Raw genomic sequence first — 19675 nt, 5'->3', positions numbered from 1 at the left:
TTCTAAGTATAACTATTATTTCTTAACAAAAATTGAGGAGATTTCTTAAGATTTTATGAAGAATAAAAAAACAGCTATCGCCTCTAGCGATAGCTGTCCCTTATTACTTCGCACTCACGATCTTATAATAAGAACGAACCGTTAAGAAGTAATATCCAATATAAATCGCGCCGTATACTCCGATACTAATTAGAAGCGGAATCATAATTTCAAATGGTAATATATTTGATAAACCTTTTAGTGCAAATAGGCTGTGTAAAATACCAATTACTAACGGAATAGCAAAGATAAAGCTCACTTGTTTTGCGATAGCTCTCTTCATCTCTTGCTTCGTTACACCAATTTTATGAAGAACAACGTAGCGATCACGGTCAGCACTTGCTTCTGTTAATTGTTTAAAGTAAATGATTGAGCCTGTTGCTAATAGGAATACTAATCCTAAGAATAACCCAATAAACATCATTAAGCCTGTTGTTTCAAGCCCCATTTGGAATCCTGTATAGAAATCGTTAAATGGTTTTAAAACTTCTGATTCTCCAGCCGGCATAATGCTTGCTAATTTTGCTGTTAACTCTTTACTATTTCGCTCACCTTTTACATCAATATTTTTTACAGTACGCGTTTCGTTTACTTGTTTCACTTGCTCATATGTTTTATCAGGAACGATTACAAATAGTTCATTTAAATTTGTAAGGCTTCTATTATTTACACCTTTAATTTTTAATTCTTTTGACTCGTTTCCAACAGGGAATACAGCTGTATTTCCTGTATAAAGAGGACCAAAATCAAGTTTCTCAATATATAAGCTATCATATACGAAAGCTTCATTCGCACTTAAATTTACAGGTTCTACATCTAAATGTTTCACAAGTGTATTAAAGCTTGATTGAGAAATAAGCTGGTACTGATTCGTAACATTATAGTGTGTGTTCAGAACTTGATCAGCTCTTTCACCTTTAAATGTTCCCTTCACAGGAATCATTTCAACTTCTGATTCATATGTGACTGGGTGATTATTCTTCTCTCCAGCAAGTATTTCATTTACTTTTTTATCTAATGCTGCATCTTTTTTCTCATAGGAATAACTATACGGCGCAGCAACTTTTGATTGCGTAAATGTGTTGTAATACATCGTAACTGACGTACCAACCGCTGTTAATGTTACCGCACTTAAAATAGCGATTGTCGCCAGTGATTTCGCATTTCCTTTAATACGATATAGTAACTGTGATGTCGTTACCATATTCATACCATTATAAAATGCTGACTTATTATTTCTTGCACGTTTCAATACAAATACTGTGAAGAACATGAACAGTAAATAAGTCCCTGCTACTGTCGCTAATAAAATATATAATGCAACGACCATAAAGTCTGCATACATAACTGCTTTCATGTACATTAATGCTAAAAAATAACCTGAACCGATTAAGAAAACTGAAATTAATGCCATAATGACAGATCCTTTTGGCATTGCTTCTCCTTCACGTTCTGCACGGAAAAGTTCAATTAACTTAAAGCGATAAATTAAACGATATCCTTGAAGTGATGTATATAAAATAATCACAAAGAAAATAATTGCTGTATCAATAATGGCAGCCATCGGTACTTCAAAATGAACGTTTAAATTTAATCCCATCATATTTACTAATAACTCAAGGAATAATTTTGAAAGGACACTACCGATCGCAATCCCAATTACTAATGACATTAATCCCATTAACATATTTTCATAAAAGAGCATTTTACCAATTTGTCTTTTACGAATACCTAATAAGGAATAGAGTCCAACTTCTTTTTTACGTTTACGTGTAAAGAATCCGTTCGAATATATAATAAACACTGCTACGAAGATGATAAGCATCACACTTGAAACTTGGAACGCTCCGCTAATTTTTTTTGAAGCTTCTGCTGCTTTTTCCATTTGTGAATTATATTGCAGTGCTTTAAATGTAAAATAAATAACGATACTAAAAATCATAGATGCAAAATATACAAAGTAGTCTTTAAAGTTCCGCTGTATGTTGCGGAGGGCAATGCTAGATAAGGTCATCAGCCATACCTCCAGAAATAGAAGACATTACGTCAACAATTTTTTGGAAGAACTGTTTACGCGTCGATTCACCGCGGTGTAATTCTTTATATAGTTCGCCATCTTTAATGAAAATAACTCGTTTACAATAACTTGCTGCAAATGCATCGTGCGTTACCATTAAAATTGTTGAGTTATCATATTCATTTAACGACTTCATACTTTCAAGTAAATCTGTTGCAGATTTAGAATCAAGTGCTCCAGTTGGCTCGTCTCCGAAAATCATACTTGGATTCGTAACAATTGCACGCGATGCTGCACAGCGCTGCTTCTGTCCACCAGATACTTGATATGGGAACTGACTTAAAATATGATCAATACCGAATTTCTTTGAGATTTCAAGAACGCGGCGATCAATCTCACTCGCTTTCACCTTTGATAACGCAAGTGGTAAAGCGATATTCTCTTTCACCGTTAACGTATCTAATAAGTTATAATCTTGGAAAATGAAACCTAAATGATCACGGCGGAATAACGCTAACTTATCATCATTCATCTTTACAATATCTTTTCCATCAATTAAAATTTCACCGTTCGTCGCATTATCAATTGTAGAAAGAACATTTAGTAAAGTCGTCTTACCAGAACCAGAAGGTCCCATAATTCCAACGAACTCACCTTCTTTTACTTGTAAGTTAATACCTTTTAACGCTGCAAATTTATTCCCACCCGTGTCGTACACTTTTTCAATATTTTTTGCTTCTAACACTGTTTTCATCTCGACATCCCTCATTTCTTCTATTCTCTATTTTCAACTATATACACTCTCTACTCTTGCCACTATCGATGTTTCTTACACAAACATGACAGTTATGTAAGACGCATAAGTAAAGATATAAAAATTTAACCTACTGAACAAAAGTACTTTGTTACTATAACATTGGGATATCATACCATCCATTCATTCTCCTTACAGGAACATTACAATTTTGTAAGGTTAAAAATGTCCCCTACAAAGTTGTGCACGAAATGTCGGATGGAGCTATTTCGTTCCTGCTATTCTATGTACAGAGGAGGTCATAATATGGATTCACTTAAAAATATGAATACTGCAATGCGCTATATTGAAGATAACCTTACGAATGAAATTGATTTTAAAGAAGTTGCGAGGCTAGCTCTCTGTTCTGAGTATCACTTTAAAAGAATGTTTTCGTTTTTAGCAGGTATATCACTATCTGATTATATTCGCTGTAGACGTCTTACTCTCGCTGCCTTTGAACTAAAAAATAGCGATGCAAAAGTCATTGATGTCGCTATAAAATATGGCTACAACTCACCAGATTCATTCGCCCGTGCATTTCAAAACTTGCACGGTATAACACCTTCAGAGGCCCGAAATAGTAGCCATTCTTTGAAGGCTTATTCACCAATGACCTTCCAATTATCCATTCAAGGAGGAAATGAAATGAACTATCGAATTGAAGAAAAAGAGCCATTTCGAATTATAGGTATTACAAAACGAGTACCAATCGTTTTTAACGGTGTAAATGAAGAAATTGCTTCTATGTGGAAAAGTTTAAACCCAGATTCTATTCAAACATTAAAGTCCCTTTCAAACATTGAACCTACTGGAATCATTAGTGCTTCTACTAACTTTTCTGAAGGAAGAATGGAGGAAAAAGGCGAACTCGATCACTACATTGGAGTAGCCACAACAAAGGATTGTCCAGAGCAGTTTAAACAGCTTGAAGTTACTGCTTCAACATGGGCTATATTCGAAGCTGTCGGTCCATTTCCTGATGCATTACAAAATGTATGGGGACGTATTTACTCTGAATGGTTCCCTTCTTCGAACTATGAACTAGCGGAAGGACCGGAGATATTGTGGAATAAACAGAAAGATATATCTTCTCCAAACTTTAAAAGTGAAATTTGGATACCGGTTTTGAAGAAGTGATAACAAAAGGAAAAGAGCTAAGCATTGTGCCTAGCTCTTTTTACATATTTGCTTACTCGTAAAAGTGTATATATTTCATCAGTTCTTCGATTCCTTTAAATTGGAGTAATAGTTGATTGTTCAAGTTTTCTAAAGCCAACTGAAAGGAACGTTCAATTTTTCCATAGTGTAATGTTTCTAAATCATCTAGCAAGCTTTTCATATTTTCTATATAATACACGGTTTTTCTCAAACTGCTTATAACCAGTATTTTACGCAGTTCAGATATTGGAAACATTCTATAACCGTTTTCTTTATTTCTTTCTGAGTGGACTAACCCTTCATGTTCCCAATGACGGATAGCCGAAGTATTTACGCCTGCTATGTTTGCAGCCTCTCCAATGCTCATGCGTTCATTTAACTCTACATTTTTATATTTAGTAAAATCAGCATTTTGAATCATGTTTAGTATTTCTTCTACTCGTTTTTTCTCCACCTGAACATTGAATTGCTGTTCATTAATTAACCAAAGTGCTTCTTCAAACTTTACGTTTTTAATCATCCTCATAACTTTATAAACAATAGGTATATCATATCCTTTTAATAATGCTCTAATGGTAATAAATGCTTGAAAGTGTATCGATGTATAAAACCGGTGATTACTTTCCGTTCTTGGCACAACAGGAATGAGATTTTGTTCTTCATATCTTCTCAAAGTTGTTGTACTAACATTTAAGACATTTGCAATTTGTTTAGGGCTATATGTCTCCATTTATTAACTCCTTTTTAAAGTAAAACCTTAAAGTGCTACATTAACATATTTCAAATAAAATCCTTATATATACGAGAAAAAAGTCATAAATCCGGAAGATTGCATGAATGTTATATGATTTTAGTATAAACAATTTAGGAGTGATAGAAATGGAGAAAATCATAAAACTTACGGACGAATCAGTATTAAAGGTTGGTTTGGTTGGAAATCCAAAATTTAGAACAATCATGCTCCCAGTTGCTAAAGAATCTGTATATGGGCAAGATGCTGAAACTTTGAAGTTGTGGGGAGTAGATCCTGAATTTGGAAAACATTTTATTGATGGACTCATAGATAAGTTTCAGATTTTATATTTTGACTACGAAGGCCATCGTTTGCAACATCCAAATCCAGAGAATCTCACACCTGAAAATATAGTAAAAGACCTATTAACAATTGCTGACGAAATGAATATTAATAAGTTTAGTTATTATGGTTACTCTTGGTTAGCTTTAGCTGGGTTACAATTAGCCATTCGAACGGATAGATTAGACAGTATAATCATGGGCGGGTTTCCACCAATAGATGGTCCATATAAAGAAATGATGGTAGTAACAAATAAAACATATGAGCAAGCTGTGAATAATCACAATTCTCCTGTTATTGATCAAGCACATATTAATCCTGAAAAAATTGATTGGGATAACATACAGATAAAGATCGACATGAGTCAAACTAAACAGTTTGTTACAATGTACGAGAATTTGATGGAGTTTGATGATCAAAACATCCAACATAAACTAATCATTCCGAGATTAGCGTTTTCTGGGGAAAAAGACACTATTGTTTACGGTGAAAATTTTGGCAATGTAGTAGTTGATATTATTGGTATACTTCAAAAAAACAAACAAAAGTTAGAACATCTTGGATGGGATATAGAAATCTTAAGAGGAAATGATATGGATCACACTAAAGCAATGCAACCTATAACAGTTCTGTCATTGATAAAGCCTTGGTTAATTAAAAATTTGAATATAACTTATTAAATATAGTAATTCGAATAACCTAAAAACAAAGCTGCTCTTCCCTAAAAGGAAAAGCAGCTTTATTTACATTTTCAACTCTTCTTTATAAATACTATATGACTTTATTGTTGATACGATAATGCATATTAATATGATTCCAATCCCTATAAAAATATTAAATGGATCTGGAAGCAAAGCCCCGGCATATATACAAAGTGAACCTATTACAAATACCCTCGAAGCAAATCTATGTGTTTTCCTCCAAACTACAGGATTTTCTAATGTCCAGTCCATTCGAATGCCTACTAACCCGTTTGGCTTCGTTTGTTGCATGTAATTACCTAGTACAAGAAACAATGTTCCAAGTCCAAAATTAAATGCAATTGAGCCCGATGCAATATAATTAGACGCTGCTAATAGCGCAAATAAGTTACAGCCGAATCCTATCAAAAGAATAGCATAACGGATTGCGGAAAGGACTTTAGCATGCTGTTTATACTTATCTTTCGTTACGTCAATATACCCAAGAGCTAGCCATATCAAATACAGCAACATCATGCTTCCTATTGAAACAGAACTTGCTTCTACTTTAGAAAAATATCCATCTACTACTCCTGCTGCATTATAATGGCGTGGAATTTGTTCTGGTAAATATGGCCATACAATATACCATCCAATTACAATGCCAATAATTAAACTCCATGGTAATACGTGTCTTTTCATCCTCTCTCCCCCATAATTTTTTATTAGGCCCCTATTTCTTTTTTATAAGCAATATATGAATATCCCATTGTTAATCCTACTGCACCAATAATAATTCCAACCATTACGAAAGATTTCCACGTTACTGGTACAAAAACACTTAGAATCATAATAATTCCTAATATAACAAACACCTTTCCGCTAAAACGGTGTGTCTTTCTCCATACTTCCTCGTTACTTAATGTCCACGGTGTTTTTATACCTACAAAGTAATTTGGTTTACATTGTGGTAAATAGTTTCCGATGATTATAAATAAAAGACCAACAAGAATATATGGTGTACTATTCATTGGAATGTCATAACCTAATCCAGCTCCAATTCCAATGATACTTACTAAAAATAATAGGAATAATACGCTATAATTTATTACATTATACCCTTTAGAAAATTTCTCATAATTCTCATGCTTAGGATCTATCTTAGGCAATAAAGTCAATAAAGCATATATAAAAACCATAACTGCAACATCCAAAATCATCATGCCCATTTTTGACATACGCCCATCTACCTCACCAGACACATTCCAATGACTCGGAACCTCTCCCGGTAAATGCGGCCACGCGATGCACCATGCAATAATCGTTAAAGCTATTAATAGTAACGGAAATATATGCTTTCTCATTTCCCCTCTTCCCCCTTATTCGTAAATGTAAACACCCAAGTCAACAAATCTTGAAAGACCGTTGTGTTTAAAGAGTACACAACGAATTGCCCTTTCTTTTCATCTTGAATAAGTTCAGCATTTTTAAGTGCGTTTAAGTGGTGTGAAATACTTGGTTTTGTCATATTGAAATGTTCAGCGATCTCACCAGCGGTTAGATCACCTTCTTTTAATAAGTCTAAAATTTTTCGCCTTGTTGGATCTGCTAATGCTTTGAATGCTTGATTCAATGTCTTTCTTCCTTTCGATAATTAGACATTTAGATACTTATCTAAATGTTAAAATGATTTTAGTTGATTGTCAATTATATACGAGGCCCTTTTTACTTTTCTCACTTTTAACCTATACTGTTTACTAGCTTATCTTTCAACATAATGAAAAGACTTGAAACACATGATACACTATAGCTACAATTGTTTTTCTGAGGAGGAATATACATATGTATAAAATTTTAATCGTTGAAGACGATCCAAATATTTCATCATTACTGCAATCTCACATTCAGAAGTACGGTTATGAAGCTGTTGTTGCAGAGAATTTCGATGATATTATGGAATCGTTTAACGCTGTGAAACCACATCTTGTTTTACTTGATGTAAACTTACCGAAATTCGATGGTTTCTACTGGTGCCGTCAAATTCGTCATGAATCTACTTGTCCAATTATTTTCATTTCAGCGCGTGCTGGTGAGATGGAACAAATTATGGCAATTGAAAGCGGTGCGGATGATTACATTACAAAACCATTCCACTACGACGTTGTAATGGCAAAAATTAAAGGACAATTACGCCGTATTTACGGTGATTATGCACCAAATATTTCTGAACGTATCGTTGAAGTAGAAGGTTTAAAACTATTCCCAGAACGTCCTGAAATTCACTTCGGATCTGAACAAGTTCTTTTAACGAAAAAAGAAGCTATTTTAGCTGAAATGTTATTATCTAAATTCCCTCGTACAGCAAGCCGTGAAGATTTATTAGCTGCGCTTTGGGATGACGAAAGCTTCGTTGAAGAAAATACATTAAACGTAAACATTACGCGTCTTCGTAAAAAGTTTAATGAGCTTGGTATTGAGAACTCTATTGAAACAGTACGTGGACTTGGATATCGCTTTAACGCAACTTGGAGTGAATAAGCATGAAGCTATTTTTACGTGATCATTTTGCATTTTTCCTACTGTACGTTTTAAACTTCGGTATCATTTTCGTTCTTTATGATGCAGTAGATGGATTTCAAAACAATAAATTTTATTTCGTCGTTTTAAGTTTATATTTATTTATTTGTTTCCTCGCTTACCGTTACGTTCGCAATCGTAGAATGTACCATAGATTAAGCGAGCAACCAGAAAAAATGGAAGATGCGTTTATTGAAAGAGCAACTGCTCCGATGCCTCACGGTGTCAATGAACTCGTGCGTACGCAGTACCGCCTCTTCCAAAAAGAACTACAATCGTATGAAGTAAAACAACAAGAACATCAATTATTCATTAACCACTGGGTACATCAAATGAAGACACCTGTTTCTGTTATGCAGCTTATGGTGCTAGAAATGGAAGACGAGCATTTAATTCCAAAGTTTAAAAAAGAATTAGAGCGTCTAAACCAAGGGCTTGATATGGCTTTATACATGGCTAGGTTAAATAACTTCCATGAAGATTTCCATGTTGAGACGATTTCATTAAAAGATACGGTAACAAAAAATATTAACGGATTAAAAGAACTATTCATTCGTAATGGTGTCTTCCCTGTTTTAGAAGTCCATTCTGATTTAAAAGTTGCTTCTGATGCGAAATGGCTAAAATTTATCATCTATCAGTTAATGACAAATGCTGTTCGTTACTCTGGTGAGCGCGGAAAGAAAGTTTTCTTATCTGCTTACCGAAACGGAAAGGATATTATTTTAGAAGTTCGTGATGAAGGTGTTGGTATTCCGCAAGAAGATATTCGAAGAGTATTTGAACCATTTTACACTGGGAAAAACGGTCGCGCATTCGGAGAATCTACTGGTATGGGGCTTTATATTGTAAGTAAAATTTGTGATTATTTAGGTCACTCTGTCAAACTAGATTCTGAAGTTGGTAAAGGAACGACGATTAAAATCATCTTCCACAACGCTGCAAATAATCAAGCAGAACATACGGAGAAGGTGACCGAAGCATGATCGTAACATATGCAAGCAAAATGTATGAGAACACACTCTCATACATTTTTTGCAATACAACTACTTCTATATCTTCTAGCCGGAGGTATAATCTATGACATTTTGGCAATTTGCATTTAAAAACGTCACGCGCAACTCGAGAGCTTATTTTGCTTACTTTGTAAGTAGTTCCTTTTCCATTGCTGTGTTCTTTTCGTTTGCTGTTTACTTATTCCATCCGAAATTACAAAACTTTGACATGACCTCTGAAATTTCAGGATTAATGATATTTTCAGAAGTAGTAATTGTATTTTTCTCTTTCTTCTTTTTACTATATTCCATTGGTACTTTTTTAAAAGTTAGAAAAAAACAATTTGGTGTTTTGACCATTTTAGGAATATCAAGAAAACAATTACATCGTCTTGTTTTTATGGAGAATATGTTAATCGGGATTTTATCTATCTTTTTCGGCATGCAGTTTGGAGTTGTTTTTTCTCAATTTTTTTTATTAGTAACAGCCAAACTTACGCATGTTCCAGGAATATATTTATACGGTCCTACTAACGCGTTTATTTTAACAACCATTGTTTTCCTTAGTCTTTTTATCATTGTATCTGCATTCACACCAATGCTTATTCGTACAAAAAAAGCGGTACACCTTTTAAAAACAAATGGTGGAAAACAAAAAGAAAGAAAACCATCCATACTTGTTTCATTATTTGGTGCGATTTGTTTATTTGGTGGTTATGCGTTAGCTGGAAATCCTAAATATTTCGTATCAGTAAGCCCGCAAATCGGTGTTATATATATGGTTTCGAGTATTTTCGTTATCCCAATGCTTGTTACAATAGGAACATATTTTTTCTTTTCTCAAATTAGTTTCTTACTGATTTATATTTTAAAGAAAAGAAGAAGATTTTATATGAAACGGATTAATATGCTTTGGATTTCAGATTTAGCAAACCGTATTCGGACGAATATTAATATGCTTTTTATTGTAGCGATGCTCTCTACAATTGCTTTCACAATGATCACGTTCCTATATGGATTCGGGAAATTTATTAAGCTAGAGGTGAATAGAACTTCCCCTTTCCCAATTTCTTATTTCTCTTATGATGCGAACCCTTTTGTTACAGAGCATTTAAATTGGCTTGAGCAACAATTACAAAAAGAGCATTTCCCTTATCAAAAAATAAAAGCTGATATATATGAAACACCACTAAAAGAAGATAAAGATATAGCTATTTATAATGACGTATACGCAATTAAGCAAAGTGACTATAACAAACTTGCGAATTCTTTACGAATGAAACAACTATTTATGGATGATAACGAAGCATATGTGCTAACAGGGACATCTTATATCACCATATTCAACGAATTTGAGCAAAGCTACAATAGAGATTACATTACACTCTCTAGTACAAATACGAAATTAAGAGTTAAAGGCTATGAGCATGTAAACGCAATCCCATCTGACTTTTCATATCAAACGATAGTGTTGCCTGATGTTATCGTAAATAACTTACCTAACACCGTAAAACATATATCAGCATACAATTACAAAATTCAAAACTGGGAACAGACATATGAAATTGCTGATAATTTTATAGAAAAGGTACAAAAAGATCGAAATAAATACCAGTATGAAGGGCCTCTTATTCGATCCTTTGAATCAGCAGGATCGTTATACAAAATAACATCAGGTAGTGCCGCGTACTTCCTAATCGGGACATTTTTAGGAGTTATTTTCTTCATTGGAGCTGGTAGCGTTCTTTACTTTAGAATGTATACGGATTTGACGAACGAACAAGAGAAATATATAACGATTTCTAAAATCGGTGTAACAGATACAGAGATGAAACGATCTGCAACCATTCAACTTAGTATTTTATTTTTCATTCCGTACATTATGGCATCCATTCATACAATGTTCGCAACAAAAATGCTACAAGATGTAATTGGTTTATCTCTGTTCAAAGAAGTTTCAGCCGTTCTTATTATTTTTGGATTCGTTGAAATCGTATTTTTCTTATTCATTCGTTCACTTTATATGCAAAAATTATCACATTACACGAGTGGACAAAATATTTAAAACAAACTTGATGAAAAGAGTATCTCTCATACTCTTTTCATCTTCACCCTATTAGGAGGTTTAGGTGAATGACATTTTGGCAGTTTGCATTTAAAAACGTCACAAGAAACGCCAGAGCTTATTTCGCCTATTTTGTAAGCAGTGCGTTCTCCATCGCAATCTTTTTCTCATTTGCAGTTTATTTATTTCATCCTAAATTGCATATGACAGACGTGAATTTTTCTCTGAACATATTAATGACAATTTCAGAAGTTGTCATTGTGTTCTTTTCATTTTTCTTTTTACTGTATTCAATCGGGACGTTTTTAAAAGTACGAAAAAAACAGTTCGGGATTTTAACAGTGCTTGGCATATCTCAAAAACAATTAAAGCGACTCATATTTATAGAAAATATGTTAATTGGTGCTCTTTCTATATTTTTTGGCATTCAACTTGGACTTGTCTTTTCACAGTTCTTTTTGTTAGTTACCGCCAAAATTACACACGTACCTGGTTTATATTTATATCCGCCTACAAGTGCTATCGTTTTAACTATCATCATCTTTCTCGGCCTCTTCATTCTCGTATCATCTTTTACACCGATGCTCATTCGCACGAGAAAAGCCGTACGTCTTTTAAAAGAAGGAAAACAACAAAAAGAAAGAAAAGCATCCGTGCTCATCTCTCTATTTGGTGCGACCTGTTTAATATGTGGATATGCGTTAGCCGCAAATCCGCTGTATTTTATGTCGCTAGGTGACATAATTGGGCTTTTATATGCCGTCTCTAGTATATTTGTCATCCCATCGCTTATTGCAGCTGGAACATACTTTTTCTTTTCACAAATTAGTTTTTTACTTATTCGTATTTTAAAAACACGAAGAAAGTTTTATATGAAACGAATTAATATGCTTTGGATTTCAGATCTAGCATCACGTATTCGGACAAACATTAACATGCTCTTTATTGTAGCGATGCTATCGACGCTCGCTTTTACAATGATTACATTCTTATATGGCTTCGGGAAATTTACAAAGTTTGATGCGATTAGACAAAATCCTTTCCCGTTTACTTATTTATCGCATACTGAAAATACGTTAGCTGATGAACATTTAAACTGGTTAGAGCAGAAATTTAATGAAGAGCACTTTACTTATACAAAATTTAAAACAGATATATATGAAGTATCTTCAGCTGAAGATAACACGCAGCTCTATTATGCCATTAAACAAAGTGACTATAATGTACTTGCTAAGGCTTTAAATTGGGAAACGCTCACGGTCAATAAGAATGAATCTTATATTCTTATGAAAGACTTAGATGATCAAGTTATTGGAACGCTCCATAATAAAGAACAGAAAAATACTCTTACACTTACTCAAAACAATTTACAACTACAAGTGAAAGAATATAAAAGTTATAGCCCATTCCCAAACAGCTTAATATACCAATTACTCATACTATCTGATGAAAATGTAGAAGCCTTATCCACCTTTTCCAAACAAATGAGTGTATATAACTTCAAAGTTACAGATTGGGAAAAAGCACATAATATCGGTTCATCGTTTATAACAAAAATCCATAACGATAATGCAGCAATTCAAGCAGAGCATCCACCTTTCCATGCAAGTGAAGCGAGCGATTCTCTATATAAGACAAAACTAAATGTCGCTTCGTTCTTCTTAATTGGTACTTTCCTAGGAGTTATTTTCTTTATCGGTGCTGGCAGTGTTCTTTACTTCCGGATGTATACAGATTTAACAAATGAACAAGAAAAATATATAACGATTACGAAAATCGGCTTAACTGAGACTGAAATGAAACGTTCAGCGACAATTCAGCTTGCGATTCTTTTCTTCGTACCTTACATTATGGCATCAATCCATACGATGTTTGCGACAAAGATGCTACAAGAAATATTACATCTCTCGTTCTTCGCTGAAATTACAGTCGTACTGTTGATTTTTGGAACAGTTGAAATTTTATTTTTCCTTTTAATTCGTTCCTTTTATATGCAAAAATTATCACAACACATTAAGTTTTAAAAAGTAGAAAGGTGATTACTATGGAAGAAGTATTACACATAAAAAACGTCTCAAAAGTATATGAGGGGAAAGTCCCTCATACTGCTTTAAAAAATATAAATTTACACGTGGATAAAGGGGAATTCGTTGCCATTATGGGACCATCTGGTAGCGGAAAATCTACATTTTTAAACGTTATCTCTACAATCGATTCTCCGACTTCTGGTGATGTCGTAATTAACGGAAAAAAACCGCACACATTTCGTAGAGAGAAGTTAGCTATTTTCCGAAGACAAGAGTTAGGATTTGTTTTCCAAAACTTTAACCTACTAGATACACTAACAATCGGTGAAAATATCGTACTACCTTTAACATTAGATAATGTTCCATTAAAAGAAATGGATGAAAAGCTTGATAACATTTCAAAAAAGCTTGGAATTGATCATATTTTGGACAAGCGTATTTTTGAAGTTTCTGGGGGACAAGCACAGCGTACCGCAGTAGCACGTGCTGTTATTCATCACCCTTCTCTCTTACTAGCCGATGAACCGACAGGAAACTTAGATTCAAAAGCGGCAATTGACGTAATGGAGTTATTTACGAAATTAAATAAAGAAGAAGATGCAACGATTTTAATGGTTACGCACGATCCGTTTGCAGCAAGTTATTGTAACCGTGTTATTTTCATTAAAGATGGAGAGCTTTACAATGAACTACACCGCGGATTATATCGCGAGAAATTTTATCAAGAAATATTAGATGTTCTAGCGTTATTAGGAGGAAGACGTGGATGACATTTTGGCAATTCGCATTTAAAAATGTCTCACGTAATTCGAAAGCATATTTCGCCTACTTTGTAAGTAGTGCTTTTTCTATCATGGTTTTCTTTTCATTTACTGTATACGCGTATCATCCGCGCTTACAGAGTGTACAAAGCTTTCAAGAACGTGATCCTCTAATGAACTTAGCTAGTACAGCACAACTTGTGATCGTTATGTTCTCGTTCTTCTTTCTCTTATATTCAATTGGAACATTTTTAAATGTTCGGAAGCAGCAATTCGGGATACTCACTATTCTTGGTATCTCACAGAGACAATTAAAAAGATTGTTATTTACCGAAAACATGATAATTGGGATATTATCTATCTTTATCGGCATTCAAGGTGGACTTGTATTTTCTAACTTTTTCTTATTAGTCACTTCGAAATTAACAAGTGCGAAAGGTCTCTATTTATATTGGCCAACAGAAGCGATTATCGTTACAACCGTAACGTTTATCATTTTATTTTTAATCGTTTCTACATTTACACCAATGTTTATTCGTACTCGAAAGACAGCCCACCTCATTAAAGGGAACAAGAAAATGCCAGCTGAAAAAAGACCATCTATACTCATCTCTTTATTCGCTTTAATTTGTTTAGGGCTATGCTATTATATCGCTGGTTATCCGCGAGGCTACGTAACGGAAAAAAATGTGCAAAATGGATCTGTCTTTTTTATTATGTTATCTATTTTACCGCTCGTAATAGTCGGGACATATTTATTCTTTTCACAAACATTCCTTCTTTTCATCTATATTTTAAAGAAGCGCAGAAAGTTTTATTTGAAACAAATAAATATGTTATGGATTTCAGATTTAGTTTCTCGTACACGCAGTAATATTAATGTACTCTTTATTGTTTCTATGCTATCTGCACTTGCATTTACGATTATTATTGGATTATTCGCCGCTAATAACAATACGAAGGCATCAGTATTAGAGCGATATCCCGTTCCCTTCACGTATACATCAGAAGGTGACAATTCCCTTGAACAAAAGCATATTTCTACAATTGAAACGGAGCTTACAACTAATAATTTTCTTTACAAAAAATATAAGTTTACAGTATTAAAAGATACAGCTTCCAAAGAAGATATTATGCTTATGAAGATGAGTGATTATAACGCAATTGCTAAACAATTGAAAAGACCGGAAATAACAATTGATTCTACAGAAGTGTATATTATTTCTCGCCACTCACCAGAACTTCTCGATCTCGTATCTAATCCATTTGCAAAGCAAAATACGATTACACTTGGATCTAATAAAAAAGAATTTCATATTAAAGGGTTTATTAATAAGGGAATCGAACCATCATTTGCATTCCCTCATTTAGCTGTCGTACAAGATTATGTATTTGATAATATGATTCCTCATATTGAAACAACTGTAATCTATAACTATTTCGTAGAAAACTGGGAAAATGCAATCGTTCCAACAAAAAATATGTTACGTGTTATTAGTGGTGATGCACGTGAGTTCTACGAAAAGCATACTGAAGAGAACGCTCAAGTTCCTTTCTTCATACATACGGCTACGGATGAACTTATTTACGGTAAAGGAAATGCAGTTGCTCAATTTTTTATTTGGGCATTTCTCGGCTTTATTTTCTTTATCGGTGCGGCTAGTGTTCTATACTTCCGTATGTATAATGACTTAACAACTGAAAGACAAAAGTATATTACAATTACAAAGCTTGGCTTAACTGAATCAGAAATGTTTCGCTCTGCAACAATTCAATTAGGAATTTTATTTTTCGTACCTTACATCGTTGCTGGTGTTCACACGTTATTTGCGGTTAAGTTTTTACAAAGCATGTTTTCTTTCTCATTACTAAAAGAGACATGTATCGTACTCACCTTTTTCGGGATTATCGAGATTATTTTCTTCTTCTTAATCCGCTCTCTATACATTAATAAATTATCACAGCATATAAAAATATGAATAAAATGGCCTTGTGCATATTGCACAAGGCCATTTTCAATAGTTTTTAATAATTAGCAGCAATATCCGCCGTAGCCACCATATCCGTAGCCGCCGTAACCGCCATAACCACAACCGCCGCCTCCGCCGAAGCAGCTAGCACCGATGATAATTAATAAAATAAACAATACGATTAGAAGCGCAAAACCGCCTCCGCAACCATGTCTGCGGTTACAATCATCATGTCTGTGTTCACACTTTTCGCTCATTACCCTATTCCTCCTTTAGTATCATTCATAACAAGTTCACCTTGCTCTAAATGAGGGGATTCCATTTATATTATGTTTTCAGGGCGAATAGGAAGCTTGGCTTACCTAAAAACGGGCTTGTTTCAGAAAATGAGCCTTATCAAGATGTAGGTATAAAACATTTAACATACTAATAATTTCTTACTAATATTTAATTGAACGATCAATCATTTTTTTGATTATACATTCAAATTATATAAATCAGGAGTTGAATAGCATGACTGATTCTTTTATTGCAGAGGCTAGGCGTGAACAAATTATTCTTGCATGTATTGATACATTAGAAGAGGTTGGATATAACAACTTGAGCTTAACGAAGGTGGCAAAAAAGGCTAAGATTAGTACCGGACTTATTTCTTATCATTTTAATGATAAGCTTTACCTTATGAACCGTACATTACAATTTTTAGTTGCCAAACAACATGAATTTATTAGTAATCGAGTACTATTAGCTCAATCTGAAATAAATAAACTAGAGGCTTTTATTGAAGCACACTTGGCTTATCAAGAAACTCATTACAAAAATAATATTGCCTTAATTGAGATTGTCTTTAATGCAAGAAATGAAGAGAACATTCCTTATTACAGAATCGAAGACGACGAAGAGGATGCTCTTAGAACGATGTTATTAGATATTTTGAAGACTGGACAACAAAATGGTGTGTTTTCTAACTCTTTTCAAACCGACACATTAGCTTCATTTATTTTAGGAGCAATCGAAGAAAGAATGTTGAAGGCAAATTCATCTATATCCATAGAAAATTACTCAGATGAGCTCATAAAAATGGTGAAAAAACTCACTATTTAAAACATGCCCTGGTTAAAAAATATATATAAGAAAGGATGAACTACACATGAAAAAGGCATCTGTCATTGGATTAGGTTTTTTAGAAAAGTTACTTGCTATAGTAAGTCCAATCCTTTTAGGCGTTATTGGATATTTTTCACCTAAATTAATAGAGATTATAAAAAAGATTCCTCTCTTTTCTGATTCAAAAATTATAGAACTTTTAAATTTTATTAATCCCTTCTGGCTTCCTATTATCCTCATGCTAATTGGTGTTATTGCAGGAATTTTATTTTCTTTAATTATTTATAGTGAAGCTTTAAAAATGAACATTACTTCGGAAAGCATTCACGTGAATAAGGACGATCAAAAGAAACAAATCACCAGATCAAATGTAAAAGCCGTTTTTGTAGATAAGCGTCAAGTGGTTATCATTGATCAAGAAGACCGAGAATGGTTACGTGAAACATCTGACATTACCCCAATCAAAATTAAAGATACTTTCTTAATGCACGGCTTCCCCTGGGTGGAACAAGATCCTTATAAACATGAGTATAGCTTATGGAAATTAGAGGATGCGCGATTTAATAAAAGCATAAATACTATTTTGTATGAAAGACGAAATGCCCTTCGAGAAGGAAACTCGAAAAAAAAGAAGCATTTACGCAAAGATTTGAATGAGCTAGGAGTCTTTGTCAAAGACGATGGAGAAAATCAGTATGTCCGTTCTATTAAATAATAGGACAATAGAAAAAAGATATAAAAAGCACCTTGCCCTGTATATTTGTAAGTAACTACGATTAAAAAATAGCAAAACCCACAGAGAAATTGAATTTCTCCTGTGGGTTTTATTAATTAAAATGGGCTTTTCTCCCTAAAGAAACATATTCAACAAAAGAGCAAAACCAAATGCAATAAATGATAACAATGTCTCGAGTACCGTCCACGTTTTAAACGTTTCCTTCACCGTCAAACCTAAATACTCTTTTACAAGCCAGAACCCTGCATCATTTACGTGAGAAAACATTAATGATCCTGCACCGGTTGCAATAACTAGCAACTCTAAATTCACACCAGACATGTGCTGAATAACTGGTGAAACAATCCCTGCTGCTGTCGTTAATGCTACTGTAGCTGAACCTGTTGCAATTCGAATTAATCCAGCTACCATGAAAGCTAATACAATTGGTGATAACGAAATATGTTCTGCCATTTGCGCAATCGCCGTTCCAACGCCGCTTTCAATTAATATTTGTTTAAATCCACCGCCTGCACCAATTATTAAAATAATAGAACCGACAGGCAATAAACTTTCATCTGTTAATTTTTTAATCATCTTTTTATTAATACCTTGTTTGATACCAAGTAAATAAAATGCTGCGAAACATGAAATAAGTAAGGCGATTACTGGACTCCCTATAAACACAAAAAATTCAGTCAATTTTTTCGGTAATGAAATATATGGTGCAACTACTGATAAAATCATCAATACAACTGGTAATAAAATAATAAAGAATGAAACTTTACGACTTGGCAAATCAGTTGATACTGTCGTAACTCGAACAAGCTCCGGTTCATTTTCAGGTATAACCCTCTTATGTACCCACTTTGCAAATATTGGGCCTGCGATAATGGCTGTTGGTAACGCGATAATTAATGAATATAAAAGTACCTTTCCTAAGTTCGCGTTATAAATACCGATTGCTGTCATCGCCCCTGGATGTGGTGGTACGAGCCCGTGAACAATAGATAATCCTGCAATGACAGGTAACGCAATTAATAATATATTTTGCTTCGTCGTTTTTCGAATGGAAATAACGAGTGGTAATAAAATGACAATCCCCACTTCAAAAAATACGGGAATCCCTATAACAAACCCTGCAAATAACATAGCCCAAGGTAATTTTTTCACGCCGAAAAATCGAATAAAGAAATCTGCAACTTGCATGCCTGCCCCTGAATCGGACATCATTTTTCCTAAAATTGTTCCAAGTGCTAAAATACCAACTAAATGCCCTAGTACACTACCAACACCAGTTTCATAGGCAGCCACTATTTTCGTTAAGTTCAGTCCAGACATAATAGCTAAAAATAAACTCGCAACTGTTAAACTAATAAATGCATGCCATTTCCACCATGATACCCCTAAAATAACAATTGTGATCGCAAGTAACGTGACGATTAATAAGTATATATCCATCTCTCATTCCCCTTACTTTTATCCCGATTGGTGTGAGCTAATAATTAGTGGATGATGCCCTCCTCCACTAATTAAAGTTTTACTTTATAAAAAAAGAGGGAACATTGGTATTATCCCCTATAGGTAGACAGTAAAAAAAGAGTCCATCTGATATGATGGACTCAATACTGTTTTATCTGGAGGGGATTTTTTTATGGCAAGAAAAGGACAATCATTTCAAAAATATACAGAA

18 protein-coding genes are annotated in these 19675 nt (G+C 33.9%); 10 read left to right on the top strand and 8 right to left on the bottom strand.

The features are described from left to right. Positions 1 to 103: 103 nt before the first annotated feature. On the bottom strand, positions 104 to 2053 hold the full coding sequence (locus tag D1166_RS27640) for an ABC transporter permease (RefSeq protein WP_000176154.1): 1950 nt from the start codon (positions 2051 to 2053) through the stop codon (positions 104 to 106). Then, positions 2040 to 2810 (bottom strand): ABC transporter ATP-binding protein, encoded by a 771-nt coding sequence (locus D1166_RS27635; RefSeq protein ID WP_000859655.1) that lies wholly within the window; start codon positions 2808 to 2810, stop codon positions 2040 to 2042. Before D1166_RS27635 ends, D1166_RS27640 begins: the two co-directional genes overlap by 14 nt. 306 nt (positions 2811 to 3116) lie before the next feature. Between D1166_RS27635 and D1166_RS27630 the strand changes: the two genes are divergently transcribed. After that, positions 3117 to 3989, top strand: a complete 873-nt coding sequence (locus tag D1166_RS27630; protein WP_000377728.1) for an AraC family transcriptional regulator — start codon at positions 3117 to 3119, stop codon at positions 3987 to 3989. A gap of 52 nt (positions 3990 to 4041) precedes the next feature. Here the strand turns inward: D1166_RS27630 and D1166_RS27625 are convergent, their stop codons facing one another. Next, positions 4042 to 4740 carry a MerR family DNA-binding transcriptional regulator gene (locus D1166_RS27625; protein ID WP_061654856.1) on the bottom strand — a complete coding sequence of 233 codons (699 nt, stop codon included), beginning with the start codon at positions 4738 to 4740 and terminating at the stop codon, positions 4042 to 4044. Between the two features lie 149 nt (positions 4741 to 4889). Between D1166_RS27625 and D1166_RS27620 the strand changes: the two genes are divergently transcribed. Next, complete coding sequence (locus D1166_RS27620) at positions 4890 to 5765, top strand: alpha/beta fold hydrolase (RefSeq protein ID WP_097856378.1); 876 nt, start codon at positions 4890 to 4892, stop codon at positions 5763 to 5765. Positions 5766 to 5828: 63 nt separating this feature from the next. Here D1166_RS27620 and D1166_RS27615 read toward each other — a convergent pair whose 3' ends face one another. From D1166_RS27615 to D1166_RS27605, 3 genes are read right to left on the bottom strand one after another with little or no spacing between them, the layout of a single operon-like run. Continuing rightward, complete coding sequence (locus D1166_RS27615; protein WP_000820680.1) at positions 5829 to 6467, bottom strand: SdpI family protein; 639 nt, start codon at positions 6465 to 6467, stop codon at positions 5829 to 5831. 23 nt (positions 6468 to 6490) lie between these two features. Continuing rightward, positions 6491 to 7129, bottom strand: coding sequence for an SdpI family protein (locus tag D1166_RS27610; RefSeq protein WP_001225510.1), 639 nt, complete (start codon positions 7127 to 7129; stop codon positions 6491 to 6493). Next, positions 7126 to 7398 carry an autorepressor SdpR family transcription factor gene (locus D1166_RS27605; RefSeq protein WP_001070526.1) on the bottom strand — a complete coding sequence of 91 codons (273 nt, stop codon included), beginning with the start codon at positions 7396 to 7398 and terminating at the stop codon, positions 7126 to 7128. Before D1166_RS27605 ends, D1166_RS27610 begins: the two co-directional genes overlap by 4 nt. A 209-nt stretch (positions 7399 to 7607) precedes the next feature. Between D1166_RS27605 and D1166_RS27600 the strand changes: the two genes are divergently transcribed. The 6 genes from D1166_RS27600 (at position 7608) to D1166_RS27575 (ending at position 16169) form a co-directional block, all read left to right on the top strand. Further along, complete coding sequence (locus tag D1166_RS27600) at positions 7608 to 8303, top strand: response regulator transcription factor (RefSeq protein ID WP_000276738.1); 696 nt, start codon at positions 7608 to 7610, stop codon at positions 8301 to 8303. Between the two features lie 2 nt (positions 8304 to 8305). Next, the gene (locus D1166_RS27595) at positions 8306 to 9328 is read left to right on the top strand and encodes a sensor histidine kinase (protein ID WP_000765341.1); all 1023 of its coding nucleotides are present in this window, start codon (positions 8306 to 8308) and stop codon (positions 9326 to 9328) included. Positions 9329 to 9422: 94 nt separating this feature from the next. Next, positions 9423 to 11402: an FtsX-like permease family protein gene (locus D1166_RS27590; RefSeq protein WP_000145054.1), complete on the top strand. Its 1980-nt coding sequence runs from the start codon at positions 9423 to 9425 to the stop codon at positions 11400 to 11402. A 68-nt stretch (positions 11403 to 11470) separates the two neighbouring features. Continuing rightward, positions 11471 to 13426: an ABC transporter permease gene (locus D1166_RS27585; protein WP_097856379.1), complete on the top strand. Its 1956-nt coding sequence runs from the start codon at positions 11471 to 11473 to the stop codon at positions 13424 to 13426. 20 nt (positions 13427 to 13446) lie between these two features. Then, positions 13447 to 14199: an ABC transporter ATP-binding protein gene (locus tag D1166_RS27580; protein ID WP_000393250.1), complete on the top strand. Its 753-nt coding sequence runs from the start codon at positions 13447 to 13449 to the stop codon at positions 14197 to 14199. After that, complete coding sequence (locus tag D1166_RS27575) at positions 14196 to 16169, top strand: FtsX-like permease family protein (protein ID WP_000144954.1); 1974 nt, start codon at positions 14196 to 14198, stop codon at positions 16167 to 16169. Before D1166_RS27580 ends, D1166_RS27575 begins: the two co-directional genes overlap by 4 nt. A gap of 53 nt (positions 16170 to 16222) precedes the next feature. On the opposite strand, the gene D1166_RS27570 is transcribed toward D1166_RS27575, so the two are convergent. Further along, positions 16223 to 16417 (bottom strand): YjcZ family sporulation protein, encoded by a 195-nt coding sequence (locus D1166_RS27570; RefSeq protein WP_001290395.1) that lies wholly within the window; start codon positions 16415 to 16417, stop codon positions 16223 to 16225. Between the two features lie 256 nt (positions 16418 to 16673). On the opposite strand from D1166_RS27570, the gene D1166_RS27565 reads away from it, so the two are divergent. Together D1166_RS27565 and D1166_RS27560 are read left to right on the top strand one after the other, a co-directional pair. Beyond that, a complete protein-coding gene (locus D1166_RS27565; RefSeq protein ID WP_000132246.1) occupies positions 16674 to 17264 on the top strand; it encodes a TetR/AcrR family transcriptional regulator in 591 nt (196 codons plus the stop codon). A 46-nt stretch (positions 17265 to 17310) separates the two neighbouring features. Beyond that, positions 17311 to 17982, top strand: a complete 672-nt coding sequence (locus D1166_RS27560; RefSeq protein WP_097861721.1) for a YqeB family protein — start codon at positions 17311 to 17313, stop codon at positions 17980 to 17982. Positions 17983 to 18117: 135 nt separating this feature from the next. On the opposite strand, the gene gntP is transcribed toward D1166_RS27560, so the two are convergent. Continuing rightward, positions 18118 to 19443: a gluconate permease GntP gene (gene gntP, locus D1166_RS27555; protein WP_000356187.1), complete on the bottom strand. Its 1326-nt coding sequence runs from the start codon at positions 19441 to 19443 to the stop codon at positions 18118 to 18120. Positions 19444 to 19675: the final 232 nt, after the last annotated feature.

Source organism: Bacillus sp. ISO11, assembly GCF_003458115.1.
GTDB lineage: Bacteria > Bacillota > Bacilli > Bacillales > Bacillaceae_G > Bacillus_A > Bacillus_A cereus.
The sequence above is the reverse complement of the archived record's forward strand: the minus strand, read 5'-3'. Positions and strand labels throughout refer to the sequence as shown.

Excerpts from the sequence above, each read along its gene's own strand:
- D1166_RS27640 (WP_000176154.1), bottom strand. The coding sequence starts at position 2,053 with ATGACCTTATCTAGCATTGCCCTCCGCAACATACAGCGGAACTTTAAA.
- D1166_RS27635 (WP_000859655.1), bottom strand. The coding sequence starts at position 2,810 with ATGAAAACAGTGTTAGAAGCAAAAAATATTGAAAAAGTGTACGACACG.
- D1166_RS27630 (WP_000377728.1), top strand. The coding sequence starts at position 3,117 with ATGGATTCACTTAAAAATATGAATACTGCAATGCGCTATATTGAAGAT.
- D1166_RS27625 (WP_061654856.1), bottom strand. The coding sequence starts at position 4,740 with ATGGAGACATATAGCCCTAAACAAATTGCAAATGTCTTAAATGTTAGT.
- D1166_RS27620 (WP_097856378.1), top strand. The coding sequence starts at position 4,890 with ATGGAGAAAATCATAAAACTTACGGACGAATCAGTATTAAAGGTTGGT.
- D1166_RS27615 (WP_000820680.1), bottom strand. The coding sequence starts at position 6,467 with ATGAAAAGACACGTATTACCATGGAGTTTAATTATTGGCATTGTAATT.
- D1166_RS27610 (WP_001225510.1), bottom strand. The coding sequence starts at position 7,129 with ATGAGAAAGCATATATTTCCGTTACTATTAATAGCTTTAACGATTATT.
- D1166_RS27600 (WP_000276738.1), top strand. The coding sequence starts at position 7,608 with ATGTATAAAATTTTAATCGTTGAAGACGATCCAAATATTTCATCATTA.
- D1166_RS27595 (WP_000765341.1), top strand. The coding sequence starts at position 8,306 with ATGAAGCTATTTTTACGTGATCATTTTGCATTTTTCCTACTGTACGTT.
- D1166_RS27590 (WP_000145054.1), top strand. The coding sequence starts at position 9,423 with ATGACATTTTGGCAATTTGCATTTAAAAACGTCACGCGCAACTCGAGA.
- D1166_RS27585 (WP_097856379.1), top strand. The coding sequence starts at position 11,471 with ATGACATTTTGGCAGTTTGCATTTAAAAACGTCACAAGAAACGCCAGA.
- D1166_RS27580 (WP_000393250.1), top strand. The coding sequence starts at position 13,447 with ATGGAAGAAGTATTACACATAAAAAACGTCTCAAAAGTATATGAGGGG.
- D1166_RS27575 (WP_000144954.1), top strand. The coding sequence starts at position 14,196 with ATGACATTTTGGCAATTCGCATTTAAAAATGTCTCACGTAATTCGAAA.
- D1166_RS27570 (WP_001290395.1), bottom strand. The coding sequence starts at position 16,417 with ATGAGCGAAAAGTGTGAACACAGACATGATGATTGTAACCGCAGACAT.
- D1166_RS27565 (WP_000132246.1), top strand. The coding sequence starts at position 16,674 with ATGACTGATTCTTTTATTGCAGAGGCTAGGCGTGAACAAATTATTCTT.
- D1166_RS27560 (WP_097861721.1), top strand. The coding sequence starts at position 17,311 with ATGAAAAAGGCATCTGTCATTGGATTAGGTTTTTTAGAAAAGTTACTT.
- gntP (WP_000356187.1), bottom strand. The coding sequence starts at position 19,443 with ATGGATATATACTTATTAATCGTCACGTTACTTGCGATCACAATTGTT.